The sequence below is a fragment of the Micromonospora terminaliae genome (assembly GCF_009671205.1).
Classification (GTDB): Bacteria; Actinomycetota; Actinomycetes; order Mycobacteriales; family Micromonosporaceae; genus Micromonospora; species Micromonospora terminaliae.
The window spans coordinates 4442729-4463828 of sequence record NZ_CP045309.1 but is presented as its reverse complement, the minus strand read 5'-3'; the positions used below and the strand labels follow the sequence as shown (position 1 = coordinate 4463828).

Sequence of the window (21100 nt, the reverse complement as noted above, 5' to 3'; positions counted from 1 at the left end):
GGCCGGCCGGCCGGCCGGCCGGAGCGGGGGCGGGGCGAATGGCGGACGGCGTGGCCCGGTGGAGCGGGCGCAAAATGCTGCGCCGCACCGCGCTGCTGGCCGGAGGCACCGCGCTGGGGGCCGCCGCGACCGCGCAGACCACCTGGATCGCCGACCGCCGGCTCCCGCTGGCCGGAGGACCGGCCAGCGCCACGCTCGGCAGCCGCTTCCAGGAGGTGGGCGGCGGCGGGGTCGAGGTGGTCTGGGCGGTTCGCACGGGCGACCCGCTGGTCGCGCTCACCTTCGACGACGGGCCGCAGCCACAGTGGACCCCCATGGTGCTGGACACCCTGGCCGAGCACCGGGTGCCCGCCACCTTCTTCCTGGTCGGGGAGCGGGCCCGGCGGCACGCCGCGCTGGTCCGCGACCGGCTCGGCGGGCACGAGGTGGGCAACCACAGCTGGGCGCACCACGACCTGGCCCGGATGGACGCCCGCACCGCCTACGCCGACCTGCGCCGCAGCCACGACGCCATCGCGGCGGCCACGGGGGTGACGCCCCGGCTGCTCCGCCCGCCCTGGGGGCACCTGGGCGGCGCGGTGCTCCACGCCGCCGCCCGGCTCAACTACCGGCTGGTCCTCTGGACGCTCCAGATGGTCGAGGGGGAGTACCCGCACGACCCGGCCGGGCACGCCCGGCGGATCGTGGCCGACGTGCGGCCGGGCACGATCCTGCTCGGTCATGACGTCGGCCCCGAGCGGCGGCTGGTCGCGCTGCGCGGCCTGCCCGACATGATCACCGGGCTGCGCGCCCGGGGCTACACCTTCGTCACCGTCTCCGACCTGCTCCGCCGCGCTGCCCCGCTGGGAGCGGCCCGATAGGGTTCCGGCGTGTCACCCACCGTCTCGGTCCTCGTCCGCAACCGCGACTTCCGCAATCTCTTCCTCGCCGAACTGGTGGTCTTCGGCGCCGACTGGTTCGTCATGGTGCCGCTGCTGGTGCTCCTGCCGGCGTTGACCGGCAGCGGGGTGTGGGGTGCGCTGGTGCTCGCCGTGGACACCGGCATGACCGCCCTGCTGCTCCCGTACACCGGCACCATCGCCGACCGGTTCGACCGCCGCAGGATCATGATGGCGGCCAATCTCGCGGCGCTGGCCGGCATCCTGCTGCTGCTGGGCGTGCGCAGCGCCGGCACCGCCTGGCTGGCCCTCGTGGCGATCGCCGCCGTGGCGGTGGCGAAGGCGTTCTACTCGCCGGCCGCCCAGGCCGCCCTGCCCAACGTGCTCGACCCCGCCGACCTGGCCGCCGGCAACGCGATCGCCGGGTCGGCCTGGGGCACCATGACCGTGGTCGGCGCCTCGCTCGGCGGCATGCTGAGCGCCGCGGCCGGCCCGTACGCCAGCTTCTGGGTGGCGGCGGCCGGCCTGGCCGGGGCGGCGGGCCTGGCCGCGCGGATCCGCCGGCCGTTGCAGGCGCCCCGCGACCCGGCGGCGGTCGTCCCGCGCACCTGGCCGGCGATCCGCGAGGCGCTGGGCTACATCGCCCACCGGCCGCGGGTGCTCGCCCTGGTCACCGTGAAGTCGGCGGTCGGCCTGGGCAACGGCGTGCTGACCGTCTTCCCGCTGCTCGCCGGGCTGTACGGGGTCGGCGCCATCGGCACCGGCCTGCTCTTCGCCTCCCGCGGCGCCGGCGCGCTGGTCGGCCCGATCCTGATGCGCCGGGTGCTCAGCAACCGTGCCTGGCTGCTCACCGGCCTGGCGCTGTCGATGTCCCTCTACGGCCTGGCCTACGTCGGCGTCTCGGTGGTGGCCTGGTTCCCGCTGGTGCTGGTGCTGGTCTTCCTGGCCCACCTGGGCGGCGGCAGCAACTGGGTGCTCTCCAACTACGCCCTCCAGGGCGAGGTGCCGGACCGGTTGCGCGGCCGGGTCTTCGCCACCGACATGATGCTGGCGACCCTGGCCATCTCGGTCAGCCAGCTGGTCGTGGCCCTGGTCGTCGACGCGGTCGACGAGCGTGTCGTGCTGGCCGGCTGCGGCCTGGTGACCGTGGTCTACGCGGCGGGCTGGCGGCTCGCCACCCGGCGGCTGTCGCTCACCGACCCGGTGCCGGAGCAGGAGACCTCCCGCACCCCGTGAGCGGGCGGGCCGCCCTTCCCACGGTCCGGGCGATCCGGCGCGGCGTCGGTGCCGGGCCCTAGCATGAGCCCGTGCCGACGACTTTCACCTCCGGTGCGGTCCGGGTCCGGGTGCCCGCGACCAGCGCGAACCTCGGCCCGGGCTTCGACGCGCTCGGGCTGGCCCTCGGGCTGCACGACGACGTGGCGGCCGAGGTGACCGCCGGCGGCGTACGGGTGGCGGTGACCGGGGAGGGGGCCGGCGAGCTGCCCGACGACGACCGGCACCTCGTGGTGACCGCCATGCGGGCGGCCTTCGACGTGCTCGGGGCGCAGCCGGCCGGGCTGGCGCTGGAGTGCGTCAACCGGATCCCCCAGGCGCGCGGCCTCGGGTCCTCCTCGGCGGCCATCGTGGCCGGGGTCCTGCTGGCCCGGGCGCTGGTGGCCGACGGCGCGGCGCGGCTGGACGACGCCGCCGCGCTCCGGCTGGCCTCGGAGCTGGAGGGGCACCCCGACAACGTGGCGCCCTGCCTGCTCGGCGGCTTCACGGTCGCCTGGACGGAGCCGGCCGGCGCCCGGGCGGTCACGCTGCCCGTGGCGGACGCGGTCCGGCCCACCGTCTTCGTGCCGGCCGAGCGTGGGCTGACCTCCGTCGCGCGGGCGGCGCTGCCGGCCACCGTGCCGCACGGCGACGCGGCGCTGAACGCCGGCCGGGCCGCGCTGCTGGTGCACGCGCTGACCGCCGAGCCGGCACTGTTGCTGCCGGCCACCGTCGACCGGCTGCACCAGGACTACCGGGCCGAGGGGATGCCGGCGACGGCCGCCCTGGTGAACGAGCTGCGTGAGGCGGGTGTGGCGGCTGTGGTCAGTGGGGCGGGGCCGACCGTGCTGGCGTTGTCCCAGGTCGCCGCGGGATTCCAGGCGGGAACAGATTGGCGCCGGTGGGAGTTGCCGATAGACGTCAGCGGTGCCCGGGTTGCCCGGGGTAGACTTGGACACGCCGAGCGGGACCCTGTTGCCGCAGGTCGGAAGAGTTGATTACGCTCTACACCTAGCACAGCCGCGAAGCATGCGATCTCCTGCGGGTCGGCGCACCCCCGAAGCTCTCGGCGGTCAGCCCGTCACCCCTGCCAAAGGCCCACGCCGCACCGCAGTTTCCACAGGTCGCCGCAGACGGCGAGACCTGCTCACCGATGTTGGTGAGTCGGGAAACCGACCGGCTGCTGTGTCACAGACTCCCGCGACGCGTCCATGCGAGGCGGGTGCACCGAGGCCGCCCGGCCACCTGTTCTCGACTCCGGGCAGCCCCGGCCTATCGAGGGAAGGACTCCATTGAGCGACACCACCGACGTGACGTCGGATGTTTCCAACGTCGCTGGCGATGCCACCACTGCCGCCCCCACACGCCGTCGGCGCAGCGGCACCGGCCTGTCGGCGATGCTGCTGCCTGAGCTCCAGAGCCTGGCCGCGTCGCTCGGGATCTCCGGTACGGCTCGCATGCGCAAGGGCGAGCTGATCAGCGCGATCACCGAGCGGCAGGGCGGCGCCGCCGCCGGAACCCCTCGACCGCGGGCCGAGGTCGCGGCCGCGGCCGCTCCCGCCCGTGAGGAGGTGCACGCCGAGGTCCGCGAGGAGCGGGCCGACAGCGAGCGCGGGCAGGCGCCGGCCGCCGAGGCGACCGAGGGCCGCACCCGCAGCCGCCGGAGCCGTGCGGCCGCCACGACCGCCGAGGCGCGGCCGGCCGAGACGCGTGCCGAGGAGGCTCCCGCCGAGACCGGCGAGCGGGCCGAGCGCGGCGGTGACCGTGCCGAGCGCGGTGAGCGGGCCGAGCGCGGCGAGCGGGCCGAGGGCCGGGGCCGCGAGCGCGGCGGCGAGCGCGCCGACCGTGGCGAGCGGGCCGAGCGCACGGAGCGCGGCGAGCGCACGGAGCGCGGCGAGCGCACCGACCGCGGCGAGCGCACCGACCGCGGCGAGCGCGGCGAGCGCAACGAGCGGGCCGAGCGCGGTGACCGGGGCGAGCGCAACGAGCGCAACGACCGGGGTGACCGCAACGACCGCGGCGACCGCAACGACCGGGGTCAGCGCGCCGAGCGCAACGACGACGGTGACGACGACGGCGAGGGCGGCGGCCGGCGCGGCCGGCGCAGCCGGTTCCGGGACCGCCGGCGTGGCCGTGGCGAGCGTGCCGAGGGCGGCGACGGTGGCGGCCGCGAGCCGCAGGTCGGCGAGGACGACGTGCTCGTCCCGGTGGCCGGCATCATCGACGTGCTCGACAACTACGCCTTCGTCCGGACCACCGGCTACCTGGCCGGCCCGAACGACGTGTACGTCTCGATGTCCCAGATCAAGAAGTACGGCCTGCGCCGCGGTGACGCGATCACCGGTGCGGTCCGGGCCGCCCGCGACGGTGGCAGCGAGCAGCGGCGGGACAAGTACAACCCGCTGGTCCGGCTCGACACCATCAACGGGATGGAGCCGGACGAGGCGAAGCGCCGGCCGGAGTTCTACAAGCTCACTCCGCTGTACCCGCAGGAGCGGCTGCGGCTGGAGACCGAGCCGAACGTGCTGACCACCCGGGTCATCGACCTGGTGATGCCGATCGGCAAGGGCCAGCGGGCGCTGATCGTCTCGCCGCCGAAGGCGGGTAAGACGATGGTGCTGCAGGCGATCGCGAACGCGATCACCCGCAACAACCCGGAGTGCCACCTCATGGTGGTGCTGGTCGACGAGCGGCCGGAAGAGGTCACCGACATGCAGCGGTCGGTGAAGGGCGAGGTCATCGCGGCCACGTTCGACCGTCCGCCGCAGGACCACACCACGGTCGCGGAGCTGGCGATCGAGCGGGCGAAGCGCCTGGTCGAGCTGGGCCACGACGTGGTCGTGCTGCTCGACTCGGTGACCCGCCTCGGCCGGTCGTACAACCTGGCGGCGCCGGCCAGCGGCCGGATCATGTCGGGTGGTATCGACTCCACCGCGCTCTACCCGCCGAAGCGCTTCCTGGGCGCGGCGCGGAACATCGAGAACGGCGGCTCGCTGACCATCCTCGCGACGGCGCTGGTGGAGACCGGCTCGATGGCCGACACGGTCATCTTCGAGGAGTTCAAGGGCACCGGCAACGCCGAGCTGAAGCTGGACCGGAAGATCGCCGACAAGCGGGTCTTCCCGGCGATCGACATCAACCCCTCCGGTACCCGCAAGGAGGAGGTCCTGCTCGCGCCGGAGGAGCTGGCGATCGTCCACAAGCTCCGCAAGGTGCTGCACTCGCTGGACTCGCAGGCGGCGCTCGACCTCCTGCTGGACCGGCTCAAGCAGTCCCGCACGAACATCGAGTTCCTGATGCAGATCGCGAAGTCCACCCCGGGCGAGTGATCTGAGGAGTTCCGAGAGAGGGGCACGGCCTGCGGGCCGTGCCCCTCTTCGCGTACCCGGGCGGGGAGCCGTGAAGTTTTTCTTCGGTTAAGCCGGAGGGTATTGAAACTTCTGTTCAGTCTCGGGTTGACTGTGGTCCATGCGAATCCGCAGTCGATCCGCCCGTCTCGCCGGCGTCCTGCTGCTGACGCCGCTGCTCACCGTCGCCGCACCGGCTCCGCCCGGCGCGGCGGCGGCCGTGGCCCAGCCGCACACCCCCGCCGAGGACGCGCCCGCCGCCTCCTCCCGTCCCGATTCCGCGGTCGCCCTCGCCGCCGATTCCGGTGTGGAGCCGGCCGGCGGCCTGGAGACCGCGAAGACCACCCGTCCGGTCGCCCCCGGACTCGACCTGACCTCCTTCGACCGGTACGACGCCGAGGGCTGGCTGCGGGCCGACGCCCTTACCGCCGACCTCTCCGGCGACGTCACCGTCGACTACGTCAACTCCGGCGCCGTCACCCGCGACGAGCCGCTGCGCACGGCGGTGGACCGCTCCCGGGCGGTGGCCGCGGTCAACGGCGACTTCTTCGACATCAACGCCTCCGGCGCGGCGCAGGGCATCGGCATCCGCTCCGGTGAGCTCGTCCAGTCGCCGGTCGCCGGGCACACCAACGCCGCCGCGATCAGCGCCGAGGGGATCGGCCGGGTCGTCCAGGTCGGCTTCGAGGGCACCGCGACCCTGCCCGCCGGGCCGGTGCCGCTGACCCAGTTCAACAACATGGTGCAGCCGGGCGGCGTGGGCGTCTTCACCCCGCTCTGGGGCTCGTACACCCGCAAGCGGGCCGTCGAGGGCGCCGCGCGGGTCGTCGAGGTGACGGCGACCGGCGGCCGGGTCGCGACCGTGGCCACCACGGCGGGGGAGGGCCCGATCCCGGCCGGGACCACCGTGGTGCTCGGCCGCGAGGCAGGCGCCGACGCGCTCGCCGCGCTGCGCCCGGGCGACCCGGTCGACCTGACCTGGCGGCCGAAGGCGTCCGACGGGAGCAGCCCGCGCGCCGCGGTCGGCGGCGGCAGCGTGCTGGTCCGCGATGGCGTGGTGCAGACCATCGCCGACCAGAGCCTCGCACCGCGCACCTCGGTCGGCTTCTCGGCCGACGGCCGCCGGATGATCCTGCTGACCGTGGACGGCCGGCAGGTGGACAGCCGGGGCGTCACCCAGACCGAGATGGGCCGGATGATGGTCGAGCTGGGCGCGTGGAGCGCGCTCAACCTCGACGGCGGCGGCTCCTCCACCCTGCTGGCCCGGGAGCCGGGCGCGGCGGCGGTCCAGGTGGAGAACAGCCCCTCGGACGGCAGCGAGCGGCCGGTGCCGAACGGCCTGGCCCTCTACGCGCCGCAGGGCAGCGGCCGGCTCACCGGCTACTGGCTGGAGACCGCGAGCGACCCGACCGCCGCGCCGGGTGTCGCCCCGATCCGCGGCGGCCGCCCGGACCGGGTCTTCCCCGGCCTCACCCGCCGGCTCACCGCGGCGGGCTACGACGAGACGTACGGGCCGGCCGCCGGCGCGCCGCAGTGGCGGGCCAACCCGGCCGCGCAGGGCACCGTGGACGACGGGGTGTTCCGGGCCGGCAAGCCCGGGCGCAGCACGGTCACGGCCTGGCGCGGCGAGGCACGGGGCACGCTCGACCTGACCGTGCTCGGCCCGCTGCAGCGCGTCGACTCCACAGTGGATCGTCTCGGCCTCAACCAGCAGGGCGACACCGGCCTGTTCGGCGTGGTCGGCTACGACGCGGAAGGCAACACCGCGCCGGTCGAGCCGGCCGACCTGAAGCTGGAGTACGACCACGACCTGCTCGACGTCACTCCCACCGCCGACGGCAACCTCGCGGTCAAGGCGCTCGGTGACGGCTCCGCGCTGGTCACCGTGCGGGTCGGCGCGAAGACCACGGTGCTCCCGGTGACCGTCGGGCTCACCGACGTGCCGGTCGCCGGGTTCGACGACGCCGCCTCCTGGAAGTTCAGCCAGGCGCGGGCCAGCGGGTCGGTCGCCCCGGCCGCGGGGCACACCGGCACCGGCCTGAAGATGTCGTACAACTTCGACCAGTCCACCGGCACCCGCGCCGCGTACGCGGACCCGCCGGCCTGGATCGAGGTGCCCGGCCAGCCGCAGGCGTTCGGCATGTGGATCAAGGCCAACGGCACCGGCGAGTGGCCGAGCCTGCACCTGCACGACGCGCAGGACACGCAGTTCGTGCTGCGCGGCCCCTACCTGACCTGGACCGGCTGGCGGTACGTCGAGTTCACCGTGCCGCCGGGCGTCCAGTACCCGGTGCGGGTGCGCCGGTTCTACGTGGCCGAGACCGACCCGGCGAAGCAGTACAAGAGCGAAGTGGTCATCGACGACCTCGTGGCCCGGGTGCCCTCGACGGTGCAGGCGCCGGAGGAGCCGAACCTCACCGACGGGGTGGTGCTGCGGGACGGCACCGTGGACGGTGCGCCCTGGCGCTTCGCCGTCATGTCCGACGCCCAGTTCGTGGCGGCCAACCCGGACAGCGACCTGGTCGCCCAGGCCCGCCGCACGCTCCGCGAGATCCGCGCGGCGAAGCCCGACTTCCTGGTCATCGACGGGGACTTCGTGGACACCGCCTACCCGGCGGACTTCGCGCTGGCCAAGCGGATCCTGGACGAGGAACTGGGCGGCGAGCTGCCCTACTACTACGTGCCGGGCAACCACGAGATCATGGGCGCCCCGATCGACAACTTCCGCAGCGTGTTCGGTGCCACGTCGCGGGTCTTCGACCACGAGGGCACCCGCTTCCTCACCCTGAGCACGGCCACCGGCTCGCTGCGCGGCGGCGGGTTCGACCAGGTGGAGCTGCTGCGGAAGACCCTCGACGCGGCGGCCGCCGACCCGGCGGTCGGTTCGGTCACCGTGCTCTTCCACCACCCGCCCCGCGATCCCAGCCCGGCCAAGGCCAGCCAGCTCGGCGACCGGAAGGAGGCCGCCCTCGTGGAGCAGTGGCTGGCCGACTTCCAGCACCGCACCGGCAAGGGCGCGCTGATGATCAACGGACACGTGGGCACGTTCCACGCCGACCGGGTGGACGGCGTGCCGTACGTGATCAACGGCAACTCGGGCAAGGACCCGTCCACCCCGCCCCAGCTCGGCGGGTTCACGGGCTGGACCGAGTTCGGCGTCGACCCGGTGACCCCGCAGAAGGCGGAACAGGCTCGCCGGGACCCGCTCGCCGAGGGTCCGGCCTGGGTCGCGGCGGAGTTCCACGCCCACGTCGACCGCCTCGCCCTGGCCGCACCGGCGCAGGTCGCGGTCGGCGCCCCGGCCGCCGTCACGGCCACGGTCACCCAGCCCGGTGGCCGTACCGTCCCGGTGGCCGCCCCGGTCAGCGCCGACTGGTCCGGCTCGCCGAACCTGCACATCGGCGCCGCCGACGGGGTGAAGCCCTGGCACGTGGCCCGGTTCGACCCGGCGACCGGCCGGCTGACCGCGCTGCGCCCCGGCGCGCAGGTGCTCCTCGCGGTCACCGTCAACGGCGTACGCGCCGAGGCGACGGTGACCACCGCGGCGGCGGAGGCGCCCGCCGCCTGACCGGCCCCGCGGTGGTCCGCGCCGCCGGGCCGGCCGCCCGCCGGCGGGCTCCTCGACCTGGGGGAGGAGCCCGCCGGCGGTCGCGGCGTCAGAAGTCGCCCTCGGCGACCTGGAAGACGGTCAGGCCGAGCGAGCGCCACATCCGGACCACCTGCTGCCGGTCGTCGAAGACCCCGACGACCCGGTAGCGGTCCCGGATCTCCCGCTCGTAGATCTCCTGCTTCACCACGGCGTCCTTGCGGTGGTCGCCGACGGCCCGCAGGTGCAGCGCCAGGTAGGGCACCCGGACGTGCCGGGCCAGCCACGCCTCGGTGTCGGCGCGGGCCGTGGCGTCCCGGCCGGAGCAGAAGACGACCCCGTGCCCGGCGGCGTGCATGGCCCGCACCGCCGCGATGACCGCCTCGTTGGGCGCGTCCTCGCCGACCCGGGTCATGTCGTACGGGCTGCGGGACACGGTCAACGCCACGGTGCCGTCGATGTCGACCAGCACGATGTCGGGGCGTTCGGCGCCCTCCCGCGCCACCCGGGCCGGGCCGCCGGTCCGGGCGGTCGGCACGGGCAGGGGCAGCGGGCGGTTCGCCAGGTAGCGCTCGTGCAGCCGGCGGATCGCCGCCTCGCCGACCCGGTCCACCTCGGGGCGTGCCGCGTCCCGGCGCAGGCACTCGTCGAGCGGGACGTCGGTGAAGTCGTGCACCTCGAACGCCGCGCCGTACCGGGCGGCCAGCTCGGCCCAGTCCCGCAGGGTGCGCGAGCGCAGGTTGGTGTCGTCCACGCAGACGCTCACCCGGGCCGCCAGCAGCGCCTCCACCTGGGCCCGTTGCACGCGGGTGACCTGCCCCTCCGCCCACTGGGTGAAGAGCCGCTCGCCGTGCATCATCCGGCGCAGGTCGTCCCGGTTGATCCGGACCACGCCGGGCTGGAGCCGGCGGGCGAAGGTGGTCTTGCCGGAGGCGGGCAGCCCGCGGGTGGCGATCAGCCGGAACATCCCGTACCTCCCGTTCGTCCCTGTCCCCGCCTCCACGAATGCCCCCGGAACGGGCGGGAATGCCTACGGGGAGGTGTGCGTTACCTCTGCCGGACCTGGTGTGCGGCCCGCTCGACGGGCCGGCGGAAGCCCATGGCACACTGGTCAATCGGCCACCGGTTCCGGTTCACGCCCGAGCCCGTCGTGACGACGGGGAGCACGACGGCGACCCGGCGACCACCGACGAAAGGACCGAGGCGACATGAAGCCCAACATCCACCCGGAGTACGTGACCACCGAGGTCCGCTGCTCCTGCGGCAACACGTTCACGACCCGCAGCACCGCCAAGGGCGGTTCGATCAGCGTCGAGACCTGCAGCGCCTGCCACCCGTTCTACACGGGCAAGCAGCGCGTGCTGGACACCGCCGGCCGGGTCGCGAAGTTCCAGCAGAAGTACGCCAAGGTTCAGGCCAAGAAGGCCAAGTAGCTCCGTCGACGACGCCCGTGTCCGGCTCCGTGCCGGGCACGGGCGTTCGTCCGTTCGTGCCCGTTTCCGCCCCGCTTGCCGGGTCGTCGCCGAAGGAGCATTCCGCAGCATGAGCAGTGAGCGCCTGGCCGCCCTCCTCGGCGAGTACGCCGAGCTGGAGCAGCGCCTGGCCGACCCCGCGATCCACGCCGACCAGGGCACCGCCCGGCGGGTCGGCCGGCGCTACGCGGAGCTGGTCCCGCTGCACAAGGCCGCCGGTGAGCTGGAGCAGGCCCGGGCCGACCTGGCCGCCGCCCGCGAGCTGGCCGCCGAGGACCCGGCCTTCGCCGCCGAGGCCGAGGCGATCGCGGCGTCCCTGCCGGCGCTGGAGGAGCGGCTGGCGGAGCTGCTCATCCCGCGCGACCCGCACGACGCCAAGGACGTGATCGTCGAGATCAAGGCCGGCGAGGGCGGCGAGGAGTCGGCGCTGTTCGCCGGCGATCTGCTGCGCATGTACACCCGCTACGCCGAGCGGCGCGGGTGGGTCACCGAGGTGATCGACGCGCAGGACTCCGACCTCGGCGGGGTCAAGGACGTCTCCCTGGCGATCAAGACCAAGGGCGTGCCGGAGGGCGGCAACGGGGTCTGGTCCCGGCTCAAGTGGGAGGGCGGCGTGCACCGGGTGCAGCGCGTCCCGGTGACCGAGTCGCAGGGCCGGATCCACACCAGCGCGGCCGGCGTACTGGTGCTGCCGGAGGCCGAGGACGTGGACGTCACCATCGACCCGAACGACCTGCGGATCGACGTGTTCCGCTCGTCCGGGCCCGGCGGCCAGTCGGTCAACACCACCGACTCGGCGGTCCGGATCACCCACGTGCCGACCGGCATCGTGGTCTCCTGCCAGAACGAGAAGTCGCAGCTGCAGAACCGGGAGCAGGCCATGCGCATCCTGCGGGCCCGGCTGCTCGCCGCCGCCCAGGAGCAGGCCGACGCGGCCGCCTCGGACGCCCGCAAGGCGCAGGTGCGCACCGTGGACCGGTCGGAGCGGATCCGCACCTACAACTTCCCGCAGAACCGGATCACCGACCACCGGATCGGCTACACCGCCTACAACCTCGACCTGGCGCTGGGCGGCGAGCTGGACGGGGTGCTCGACGCCCTGGGCGAGGCCGACCGCGCCGCCCGGCTGGCCGGCGAGACCGAGCTGGCCCGCCGCTGACCCGGCCCCGCGCTCAGGAGGCGCGGAGGCGGTCCTTGGCGCGCAGCATCTCCCGGTCGGCCAGCTCGAACGCGGCGCCCAGCGCCTCCCGGACGCTCACCCCGCTGGCGCCGTCGACCTCGGCGAAGCCGATGCTCACGCCGACCGGGGTGCCGGGGACCAGCGACTCCCAGTCCTCGGTGTGCACGGCCGCCTGGATCCGTCGAGCCACCTCGACCGCCTCGGCCATGCCGGTCTCCGGCAGCACCACGACGAACTCGTCCCCGCCGTAGCGGGACACGAAGTCGCCCCGCCGCATCACCCGGTTGATCACCCCGGCGATGCGTTGCAGCACCAGGTCGCCGGAGTGGTGCCCGTGCCGCGTGTTGACCGCCTTGAACCCGTCGAGGTCGCAGACGCCGATCACGACCCGCTCGCCCCGGGCCACCACGGCGCCGATGTACCGCTCCAGCCGCCGCCGGTTCGGCAGCCCGGTGAGCGGGTCGGTGAGCGCCTCACCCTCGTACCGGGCGGCCTCGCGGCGCATCTCCTCGTGGTCGATCCGGGCGGCGATGCCGTCGATGTAGACGTCCCGCAGCCGGTCGCTGCGCTGCGCGGCCAGCCGGAACGCGTGCCGGTCGGCCCGGTGCGCGGCGGCGTGGTCACCGGCCCGGGCCAGCGCGATGCTGCGCAGGCGGGGCGCCTCGGCGGCGCCCAGCGTCTCGTCCGAGACCTGGATCGTGTCCAGCCGGGTGACCGCCTCGATCGGGCGGCCCTCGGCGACGGCCAGGCAGACCTGACCGAGCTGGCGCAGGTCCCGGGCGCGGGCGCTGTCCCCGCCGTGCCCGATGAGCCGGGCCGGGTCGGCGTCCCCGCCGGCCTCCACCCGGTCGCCGAGCGCGGCCCGCCGGGCCGCCGCGTAGCCGTAGGCCGCGAGGCTGCTCGGCCGCAGGCTGCCGGCCCGCCCGGCGCGCAGGAACCGCGCCAGGTCGCCGGCCACGTCGCGGAGCACCCGGAGGCAGCCGTCGCTGTCGCCGTTGTGGTCCAGCGCCACCGCGTTGCGCAGCCGGATGCCGGGCGCGGCGAAGGTCTCCTCCGGAATGCCGGCGGTGAGGCCCACCTGGCGGGCCCGCTCGATCGCGCCGAGCGCGTGCCCGTGGAAGCTCAGGTAGGAGTAGGCCATGGCGAGGTCGTGCCAGCCCCAGGCGGTGTCCCGGTCCGGGTCGTCGTCGGCGCCCAGCGCGCGGGCGGCCCGGACCAGGTGGCTGACGCAGCGGTCCAGCGCGCCCTGGTGGTGCGCGGCGAGCGCGGCGAGCGCGTTGAGGTGCCCGTGCAGGTAGGGCTCGGCGAGGTCCCGGACGGCGGCGGAGGCCTCCTCGATGGCCCGCGTGAACTCGGCCGTCCGACCGAGATTGATCAGCGCGGAGAGGCGCTGCACCAGGGCGTCCGCCCGCGTGCACGGGTCGTCGGTCGTGCGGATGACCCGGTCCAGCAGCGCGCACGCCTCCGCCGAGCGGCTGACCTCCTGCAACGCCCGGGCGCGCCGGAGGGCGTCAACCTGGTCCTCGACCCGGTCGAGCCAGCCCACTCGTGACCTCCTGTCGGTGTGCGCCCGGACGCACCCGCTCGTGAGGTGCCGCGCGACGCTTCATGATTATGTCGTGACCTCTCTCCCGCAACACCCGTCCGAAGGGTCAGAACGCGAGCGCCCCTCACTGGTGGTCGCCCGGGCGGCCCGGGCCCTGGCCGCGGCGGGCGTCGAGGCGGCCCGCGCCGAGGCGGAGCAGCTGGCCGCGTACGTGCTGGACGTGCCGCGCGGCCGGCTGGCGCTGGCCGACGGGTTCACCGCGGCGCAACGGGACCGCCTCGACACGCTGGTCGACCGGCGGGCGGCCCGGGAACCGCTCCAGCACCTCACCGGCGCCGCCGGCTTCCGCCACCTGGAGCTGGCGGTCGGCCCGGGCGTCTTCGTGCCCCGGCCGGAGACCGAACTGCTCGCCGGCTGGGGGATCGCGCAGGCGGGCCGGCGGGATACGCCGCTGGTCGTCGACCTGTGCAGCGGGTCCGGCGCCATCGCCCTGGCGGTCGCCCAGGAGGTGCCGGCGGCCCGGGTCGTGGCCGTGGAGCGGTCCCCGGCGGCGCTGGACTGGCTGCGCCGCAACGCCGCCGAGCGGGCCGCCGCCGGGGACCGGCCGATCGAGGTGGTCGCCGCCGACGTCACCGACCCGGGGCTCCTCGCCGACCTGGTGGGCCGGGTCGACGTGCTGCTGTGCAACCCGCCGTACGTGCCCCGGTCGGTGGCGGTGCCGCCCGAGGTGGCCCGCCACGACCCGGACGAGGCGGTGTTCGGCGGTGCGGACGGGCTGGACGTCATCCGCCCGGTGGTGGGCCGGGCCGCCGTGCTGCTGCGCCCCGGCGGCGTGCTCGGCGTCGAGCACGACGACACCCATGCCACGGCGGTGCCCGCGCTGCTCGCCGGAGACGGCCGCTACGAGCGGGTCGAGGAGCACGCCGACCTCGTCGGGCGGCCCCGGTACGCGACCGCGTCCCGCCGGGCGGACGGCCAGCACGCCGACCCCGCCCCGGCGTGGCAGACTGGCTCCTCGTGATGCTCTACGACTGTCGGTCGCCCGCCGACCGGGACCGCGGCATCGAGGCGGCCATCGAGGCGGTCAAGAACGGGGAGCTCGTCGTCCTGCCGACCGACACGGTCTACGGCATCGGCGCCGACGCCTTCACCCCGTACGCCGTGAAGGCCCTCGCGGACGCCAAGGGCGGCACCCGGCAGGCGCCGCCGGTGCTGATCGGTTCCCGGCACACCCTCGACGGCCTGGTCTTCTCGCTGCCCCGTTCGGCCCGTGAGCTGGTCGAGGCATTCTGGCCGGGCGCGCTGACCATCGTGGTCGAGCACTCCCCGAGCCTGGCCTGGGACCTGGGCGACTCCAGCGGCACGGTGGCGGTGCGGATGCCGCTGCACCCGGTGGCGCTGGAGGTGCTGCGGGAGACCGGGCCGATGGCGGTGGCCTCGGCCAACAAGGTCGGCCAGCCCGCCGCGCTCACCGCCGAGGAGGCCCGCGACCAGCTGGGCTACGGCGTCCGCGCCTACCTGGAGGCCGGCCCGGCACTGGACCCGGTGCCGAGCACCATCGTCGACCTCACCGGCGAGGTGCCCCGGGTGCTGCGCCAGGGCGCGGTGACGCTGGAGAAGCTGCGCGACGTGGTGCCGGACATCCTCGACGAGCGGGGGGTCTGAGTGCCGCCGTTCACCGTGCTGCACGTCTGCATGGGCAACATCTGCCGGTCCCCGATGGCCGAGCGGCTGCTGGTGCTCGCCGTCCGGGAGCGGCTGGGCCGGCTCGGCGTCGACCCGGCCGGCTCCGACGCGCTGGTGCACAGCCACAGCGCCGGCACCGGCGGCTGGCACGCCGGCGAGGAGATGAACCCGCCGGCGGCCCGCCAGGTGATCTCGCGGGGTGGCGCGGTGGACGGGTTCGCCGCCCGCCGGCTCCGCTCCGACCTCATCGACGCCGCCGACCTCGTCCTCACGGCCACCGCCGACCAGCACGAGTACGTGGTGGCGCTGCGCCCGGACGCCGCCGGGCGCACCTTCGTGCTGGGCGAGTTCGGCCGGCTGCTGGGCGCGCTCGACCGGGCCGGGCTGCCCCCGGTGGAGGCCACCCCCGACTCGGTGTACGCCCGGGGCGTCGCGCTGGTCGAGGCCGCGGACGCGGCGCGACAGGGCAGCAGCGCGCTGCCCACCGACGACCTCGACGACCCGTGGGGTCGCGGTGACCAGTGCTTCAGCCGGGTGGCCGACGAGATCGAGGAGACCGTCCAGCCGCTGGCCGCCGCGCTGCTTCCCTGAGGTTCATCCTTTCTCGCGAACTTCCTGCGCGTTTCGCCGAAGATTGCGGCGAAACCGCCGATTCCGGTCATTCTGAACGGGTCCGTACGGCCGGCTCCTGCGGGGAGAGCTGATGAACCGGGCCCATCTGAACAAGCTGTTCACCGTCCTGCTCGCCGGCGTGCTCGCCGGACTGGCCCTGGGCGCCGCCGCGCTTCCGGTGGCCCTGGTCTTCGGGCTCGGCTTCAAGAACCTGATGCCCTACGCCGCGCTGCCGGAGTCGCTGAAGACGCCGCAGCCGGCCCAGCGCTCCAACCTCTACGCCAGCGACGGCCGCACCCTGATCACCTCCTTCTACGTGGAGGACCGGGTGGACGTGCCGGTCGACGAGGTGGCGCCGGTGATGCGGCAGGCCATCGTGGCCGCCGAGGACGTCCGGTTCTACCAGCACCACGGCGTCGACGTGCGGGGCGTGGCGCGGGCCTTCACGGCCAACCGCCGGGAGGGCACCCGGCAGGGCGCCTCCACGCTGACCATGCAGTACGTGCGCAACGCGCTGGCCGGGGACCCCCGGCTCACCGAGGAGCAGCGGGCCCGGGCCACCGAGATCACCCTCGGCCGGAAGATCCGCGAGATGCGGTACGCCCTGACCCTGGAGCGCCGGATCGGCAAGGACGAGATCCTCGGGCGCTACCTGAACATCGCCTACTTCGGCGCCGGCGCCTACGGCATCGCGGCGGCCAGCAAGCGCTACTTCTCCACCACCCCGGACAAGCTCACGCTGGCGCAGTCGGCGCTGCTCGCCGGGCTGGTCCGGTCACCGGACACCGACGACCCGATCAACGGCGACGCCGACTCGGCCCTGGGCCGCCGGGCGTACGTGCTGGACCGGATGGTGGAGACCGGACAGGTGGCCGAGGCGGACGCCGCGCGGGCCAAGGGCGAGTCGCTCAACCTCAAGCCCAGCGCCACCCCGAACGACTGCACCGCGGTGCCCGCCGGGCACAACGACTGGGGTTTCTTCTGCGACTGGTTCACCCAGTGGTGGAACGCCCAGCCCGCCTTCGGCAAGACGGCGGACGAGCGGCAGCGCACGCTCCGCCGGGGCGGCTGGTCGATCGTCTCCTCCCTCGACGCGGACGTGCAGGCCAAGGCCACCGAGCAGGTGCTGCGGATCTATCCGAACAGCAACGAGCGGGCCGCGCCGACCGCCGTGGTGCAGCCGGGCACCGGCCGGGTGCTGGCCATGGCGGTGAACCGCACCTACAGCGTGGCGCCGAACGCGGCCGCCGGGCGGAACTACCCGAACACGGTCAACCAGCTGGTCGCCGGCGGCGGGAGCATCGAGGGCTACCAGGCCGGCTCCACCTTCAAGCTCTTCGCCGTGCTGGCCGCGCTGGAGGCCGGGCTGCCCCTGAAGACGGAGTTCGATGCGCCGAGCGTCTTCGTCACGAAGTACCCGATCGACGGCGGCCCGGCGAGCTGCGGCGGCCACTGGTGCCCGGAGAACGCCAACCCGATCTGGATGGACGGGGACCGCACCATGTGGGACGCCTTCGGCCGGTCCGTGAACACCTACTTCGCCTGGCTGACCGAGCAGGTCGGCGCGGACCGGGTGGTCGAGATGGCCGAGCGGCTGGGCATCGTGTTCCGCTCGCCCGAGGACGCCGCACTGGCCCGGGACGGCGCGAAGAACTGGGGGCCGTTCACCCTGGGCGTCTCGTCCACCACGCCGCTCGACCTGGCCAACGCGTACGCCACGGTGGCCGCCGAGGGGACCTGGTGCCGGCCCACCCCGGTCACCTCGATCACCGACCCCACCGGCCGGAAGGTGGCCGCCGGCAACCCGGACTGCCGCCAGGTGCTCGACACCGAGGTGGCCCGGGCGGCGGCGGACGCGGCCCGCTGCCCGGTCGGCGACCAGTCGATGTACCGCGCCTGCGACGGCGGCACCGCCGAGCAGCTGGCCCCCGGGCTGCACCGCCCGCTGGCCGGCAAGACCGGCAGCTCCGAGCGGAACGCGACGGAGACCGTGGTCGCCTTCACGCCGCAGCTCTCCGTCGCGACCATCGCTGCGAACCCGGACAACCCCGGCGACGCCGTGGGCGGCGGCGTGCAGGTCCGCCAGATCGAGGCCGTGGGCCGCCTGCTCGCCTGGGCCCTGCGGGACCAGCCCGTCCTGGACTTCGTCCCGCCGAGCCAGACCGTGGCCTTCCAGCGCACCAGCCCCCGCACCGGGGACTGACCCCGGTCAGCGGGGGCCGGGCCGCTCGGCGCCGCGCGCGATGTTGCGGGCCATGCCGCCGAAGACGACGGCGTGGAACGGGGCGACGGAGGCCCAGTAGAGGTGGCCGGGGAGGCCGTGGGGGAGGAAGACGGCGCGCTGGACGTACCGGCTGCGGCCGTCCCCGTCCGGCTCGACGCGCATCTCCAGCCAGGCCCGGCCGGGCAGCCGCATCTCCGCGCGCAGCCGCAGCAGCTCGCCGGGGACGATCTCCTCGACCCGCCAGAAGTCCAGCGCCTCGCCGACCTGCAGGCGGTGCGGGTCGCGCCGGCCCCGGCGCAACCCGACCCCGCCGACCAGCCGGTCCAGCCAGCCCCGCACGGACCAGGCCAGCGGGAACGAGTACCAGCCGTGCTCGCCGCCGACCCCCTCGACGACCCGCCACAGGGCCGCCGCCGGCGCGCTCACCGCCCGTTCCCGCACATCGGTGTACGACGTGCCGCCCGACCACTGCGGATCGGTGGGCAGCGGCTCGGCCGGGGCGTCCGGCCCGCTCGCGGTCGACCAGCGGGTCTCCACCTGGCCGTCGCGGACCTTCGCCAGCGCCAGGGCGACCGACTGGTCGAAGCCGGTCAGCCCGCCGGGCGGGTCGGGCACGTACCGGGCGATGTCGTGCTCGTGGGCGACCGCCTCGTGGACCAGGCTCTCCACCAGCGGCCGGGCGATCGAGCTCGGCACCGGCGTCACCCAGCCGACCCAGTGCGAGGAGAGCGACGGGGTCAGCGGCCGCACCGGCAGGATGATCCGCCGGCGCAGGCCGGCCACCCGCGCGTACCGCTGCATCATGTCCTGGAAGGTGAGCACGTCCGGGCCGCCGATGTCGAAGGCCCGGTTCACGTCGGCCGGCAGGTCCGCGCAGCCGACCAGGTAGCGCAGCACGTCACGGACGGCGATCGGCTGGATCCGGTTGCGCACCCAGCGGGGGGTGACCATGCCCGGTAGCCGCTCGGTCAGATAGCGCAGCATCTCGAACGAGGCCGAGCCGGACCCGATGATCACCGCGGCGCGCAGCACCGCCGTGGGCACCCCGCTCGCCAGCAGGATCCGGCCGACTTCCGCGCGGGACCGCAGGTGCGCCGAGGGGACGTTCCGGTCCGCCGCCGGCTCCGGCCCGCCGAGATAGACGATCCGGCGTACGCCCGCGGCGCGGGCCGCCGCGGCGAAGTTCTCCGCGGCCTGCCGGTCGGCCGACTCGAAGCCCCGCTGGCCGAGCGAGTGGACCAGGTAGTACGCCACGTCCACACCCTCGAACGCCGCCGGCAGCGTCTCCGGCCGCGCCAGGTCGCCCTCGGTGATCTCGGCCCGGGACGCCCACGGCACGTCGCGCAGCCGCCCCGCCTTGCGGGCCAGGCAGCGCACGGCGTGCCCGTCGGCCAGCAACCGGGGCGCGAGGCGCCCGCCGATGTAACCCGTGGCGCCGGTGACGAGGCATCTCACGGTTCCCAGTCTGCGGCTCCGTAGACTCCTTCGCTGTGGAGAACGCGAGGGACACCTTCTGGGGGCCGGACTTCCAGCAGCTCAGTACCGCCGATCCGGAGATCGCCGAGGTGGTGCTGGGGGAGCTGGCCCGGCTGCGCGGCGGCCTGCAGCTGATCGCCAGCGAGAACCTCACCTCGCCGGCCGTGCTGGCCGCCCTGGGCTCCACGCTGACCAACAAGTACGCCGAGGGCTACCCGGGCCGCCGCTACTACGGCGGCTGCGCCGAGGTGGACCGGGCCGAGGAGCTGGGCATCGCCCGGGCGAAGGAGCTGTTCGGCGCCGAGCACGCCAACCTCCAGCCGCACTCCGGCGCGAGCGCCAACCTGGCCGCGTACGCCGCCCTGGTGCAGCCGGGGGACACCGTGCTGGCCATGGACCTGCCGCACGGCGGGCACCTCACCCACGGCAGCCGGGTGAACTTCTCCGGCAAGTGGTTCCACCCGGTCGGCTACACCGTCCGGCGGGACACCGAGCTGATCGACTACGACGAGGTGCGCGACCTCGCCCTGGCGCACCGGCCGAAGCTGATCATCTGCGGCGCGACGGCGTACCCGCGGCTCATCGACTTCGCCCGGTTCCGGGCGATCGCCGACGAGGTCGAGGCCTACCTCATGGTGGACGCGGCGCACTTCATCGGTCTGGTCGCCGGCCGGGCGATCCCGTCCCCGGTCCCGTACGCCGACGTGGTCACCTGCACCACCCACAAGGTGCTGCGCGGCCCGCGCGGCGGCATGATCCTCTGCCGGGAGCCGCTGGCCGCCCGGATCGACAAGGCGGTCTTCCCGTTCACCCAGGGCGGCCCGCTCATGCACGCGGTCGCCGCCAAGGCGGTCGCCCTGCGCGAGGCCGCCCAGCCCGAGTTCCGGGCGTACGCCTCCCAGGTGGTCAGCAACGCCCAGGCGCTCGCCGACGGGCTGGCCGCCGAGGGGATGCGGCCGGTCTCCGGCGGCACCGACACCCACCTGTCCCTGATCGACCTGCGCGAGACCGGGGTGACCGGGGCCGCCGCCGAGGCGCGCTGCGACGCCGCCGGCATCACGCTGAACAAGAACGCCATCCCGTACGACCCGCAGAAGCCGATGGTCGCCTCCGGCATCCGCGTCGGCACGCCGAGCGTCACCACCCAGGGCATGCGCGAGGGGGAGATGCGCCGGATCGCCACGCTGATCGCCCGCGCGGTGCGCACCGACCCGGAGTCCCCCGGGGGCACCGACGAGCTGGGCCGGATCGCCGGCGACGTGACCGAGCTGGTCGGGGCCTTCCCGGCGTACCCCCGTGGCTGAGCCGGGGACGCGCGCGGCGGAGGCGGCCGCGGACCGGGGCTGGCGGCTGCGCCACCTGCCCGTGCTGCTGGTCGCGTCGGTGCTCATGGCCGCCGTGGCGGCGGTGGCCGGCGGGCTGGCCCGGGGCGCCGACGGCGCGCTGGGCGCGGCGGCCGGGGTGGCCGTCACGGCGGTCAGCTACACGGTGACCACGGTCGTGCTGGCCTGGGCCGACGCCCGGGACCCGCAGCTCGTGCTGCCGTTCGGGCTGGGCGTCTACGTCGCCAAGATGACGCTGCTCGCCGGCGTCATGGTGCTGGTCGCGTCGACCGGCTGGCCGGGGCTCGTCCCGTTCGCCCTGGGCATCGCCGCGGGCATCGTGGTGTGGACCGGGGTGCACATCTGGTGGCTGACCACCGTGCACGCCCGCCGCTGAACCGTCCCAGTGTGCGGACGGCTCCGGTGTGTCCGCGATCGGTCATTCTCTCAGTGGCGCGAGGGGAGTAGCGTGCCTCCAGACGACTTCGCCCACCCGTGTCCCACACAACCAGGTTGT

The 21100-nt window shown here is 74.8% G+C and carries 16 protein-coding genes; 13 read left to right on the top strand and 3 right to left on the bottom strand.

Going from position 1 to position 21100, the window contains the following annotated elements:
• Positions 1-38: 38 nt before the first annotated feature.
• The 5 genes from GCE86_RS20375 (at position 39) to GCE86_RS20355 (ending at position 9047) form a co-directional block, all read left to right on the top strand.
• Positions 39-860 (top strand): polysaccharide deacetylase family protein, encoded by an 822-nt coding sequence (locus GCE86_RS20375; protein WP_154228434.1) that lies wholly within the window; start codon positions 39-41, stop codon positions 858-860.
• Between the two features lie 9 nt (positions 861-869).
• Positions 870-2114 (top strand): MFS transporter, encoded by a 1245-nt coding sequence (locus tag GCE86_RS20370; protein ID WP_154228433.1) that lies wholly within the window; start codon positions 870-872, stop codon positions 2112-2114.
• Between the two features lie 71 nt (positions 2115-2185).
• The gene (thrB, locus tag GCE86_RS20365; protein WP_154228432.1) at positions 2186-3130 is read left to right on the top strand and encodes a homoserine kinase; all 945 of its coding nucleotides are present in this window, start codon (positions 2186-2188) and stop codon (positions 3128-3130) included.
• A 294-nt stretch (positions 3131-3424) separates the two neighbouring features.
• On the top strand, positions 3425-5461 hold the full coding sequence (gene rho, locus GCE86_RS20360) for a transcription termination factor Rho (protein WP_154228431.1): 2037 nt from the start codon (positions 3425-3427) through the stop codon (positions 5459-5461).
• 139 nt (positions 5462-5600) lie between these two features.
• Positions 5601-9047: a phosphodiester glycosidase family protein gene (locus GCE86_RS20355; protein WP_154228430.1), complete on the top strand. Its 3447-nt coding sequence runs from the start codon at positions 5601-5603 to the stop codon at positions 9045-9047.
• Between the two features lie 88 nt (positions 9048-9135).
• Here GCE86_RS20355 and GCE86_RS20350 read toward each other — a convergent pair whose 3' ends face one another.
• On the bottom strand, positions 9136-10032 hold the full coding sequence (locus tag GCE86_RS20350; protein ID WP_154228429.1) for a phosphatase domain-containing protein: 897 nt from the start codon (positions 10030-10032) through the stop codon (positions 9136-9138).
• 241 nt (positions 10033-10273) lie between these two features.
• Between GCE86_RS20350 and rpmE the strand changes: the two genes are divergently transcribed.
• Positions 10274-10498 carry a 50S ribosomal protein L31 gene (gene rpmE / locus GCE86_RS20345; RefSeq protein ID WP_091262200.1) on the top strand — a complete coding sequence of 75 codons (225 nt, stop codon included), beginning with the start codon at positions 10274-10276 and terminating at the stop codon, positions 10496-10498.
• Positions 10499-10607: 109 nt separating this feature from the next.
• Positions 10608-11696: a peptide chain release factor 1 gene (gene prfA, locus GCE86_RS20340; protein WP_154228428.1), complete on the top strand. Its 1089-nt coding sequence runs from the start codon at positions 10608-10610 to the stop codon at positions 11694-11696.
• Positions 11697-11709: 13 nt separating this feature from the next.
• Here prfA and GCE86_RS20335 read toward each other — a convergent pair whose 3' ends face one another.
• Entirely contained in the window at positions 11710-13263 is a 1554-nt protein-coding gene (locus GCE86_RS20335; protein ID WP_154228427.1) for a GGDEF domain-containing protein, read from the bottom strand.
• A gap of 73 nt (positions 13264-13336) precedes the next feature.
• Between GCE86_RS20335 and prmC the strand changes: the two genes are divergently transcribed.
• The 4 genes from prmC (at position 13337) to GCE86_RS20315 (ending at position 17764) form a co-directional block, all read left to right on the top strand.
• Complete coding sequence (gene prmC, locus GCE86_RS20330; RefSeq protein WP_208818029.1) at positions 13337-14284, top strand: peptide chain release factor N(5)-glutamine methyltransferase; 948 nt, start codon at positions 13337-13339, stop codon at positions 14282-14284.
• Positions 14284-14928, top strand: a complete 645-nt coding sequence (locus GCE86_RS20325) for an L-threonylcarbamoyladenylate synthase (protein ID WP_091263067.1) — start codon at positions 14284-14286, stop codon at positions 14926-14928. The genes prmC and GCE86_RS20325 overlap by 1 nt, the downstream gene beginning before the upstream one ends.
• Positions 14929-15540: an arsenate reductase/protein-tyrosine-phosphatase family protein gene (locus GCE86_RS20320; RefSeq protein WP_154228426.1), complete on the top strand. Its 612-nt coding sequence runs from the start codon at positions 14929-14931 to the stop codon at positions 15538-15540.
• A gap of 112 nt (positions 15541-15652) precedes the next feature.
• On the top strand, positions 15653-17764 hold the full coding sequence (locus GCE86_RS20315) for a transglycosylase domain-containing protein (RefSeq protein ID WP_154228425.1): 2112 nt from the start codon (positions 15653-15655) through the stop codon (positions 17762-17764).
• A 6-nt stretch (positions 17765-17770) separates the two neighbouring features.
• Here GCE86_RS20315 and GCE86_RS20310 read toward each other — a convergent pair whose 3' ends face one another.
• Positions 17771-19240: an SDR family oxidoreductase gene (locus GCE86_RS20310; RefSeq protein ID WP_154228424.1), complete on the bottom strand. Its 1470-nt coding sequence runs from the start codon at positions 19238-19240 to the stop codon at positions 17771-17773.
• 35 nt (positions 19241-19275) lie between these two features.
• Here GCE86_RS20310 and GCE86_RS20305 point away from each other — a divergent pair, with 35 nt between their 5' ends.
• Positions 19276-20565 carry a serine hydroxymethyltransferase gene (locus GCE86_RS20305; protein WP_154228423.1) on the top strand — a complete coding sequence of 430 codons (1290 nt, stop codon included), beginning with the start codon at positions 19276-19278 and terminating at the stop codon, positions 20563-20565.
• Positions 20558-20980: a hypothetical protein gene (locus GCE86_RS20300; RefSeq protein ID WP_154228422.1), complete on the top strand. Its 423-nt coding sequence runs from the start codon at positions 20558-20560 to the stop codon at positions 20978-20980. Before GCE86_RS20305 ends, GCE86_RS20300 begins: the two co-directional genes overlap by 8 nt.
• Positions 20981-21100: the final 120 nt, after the last annotated feature.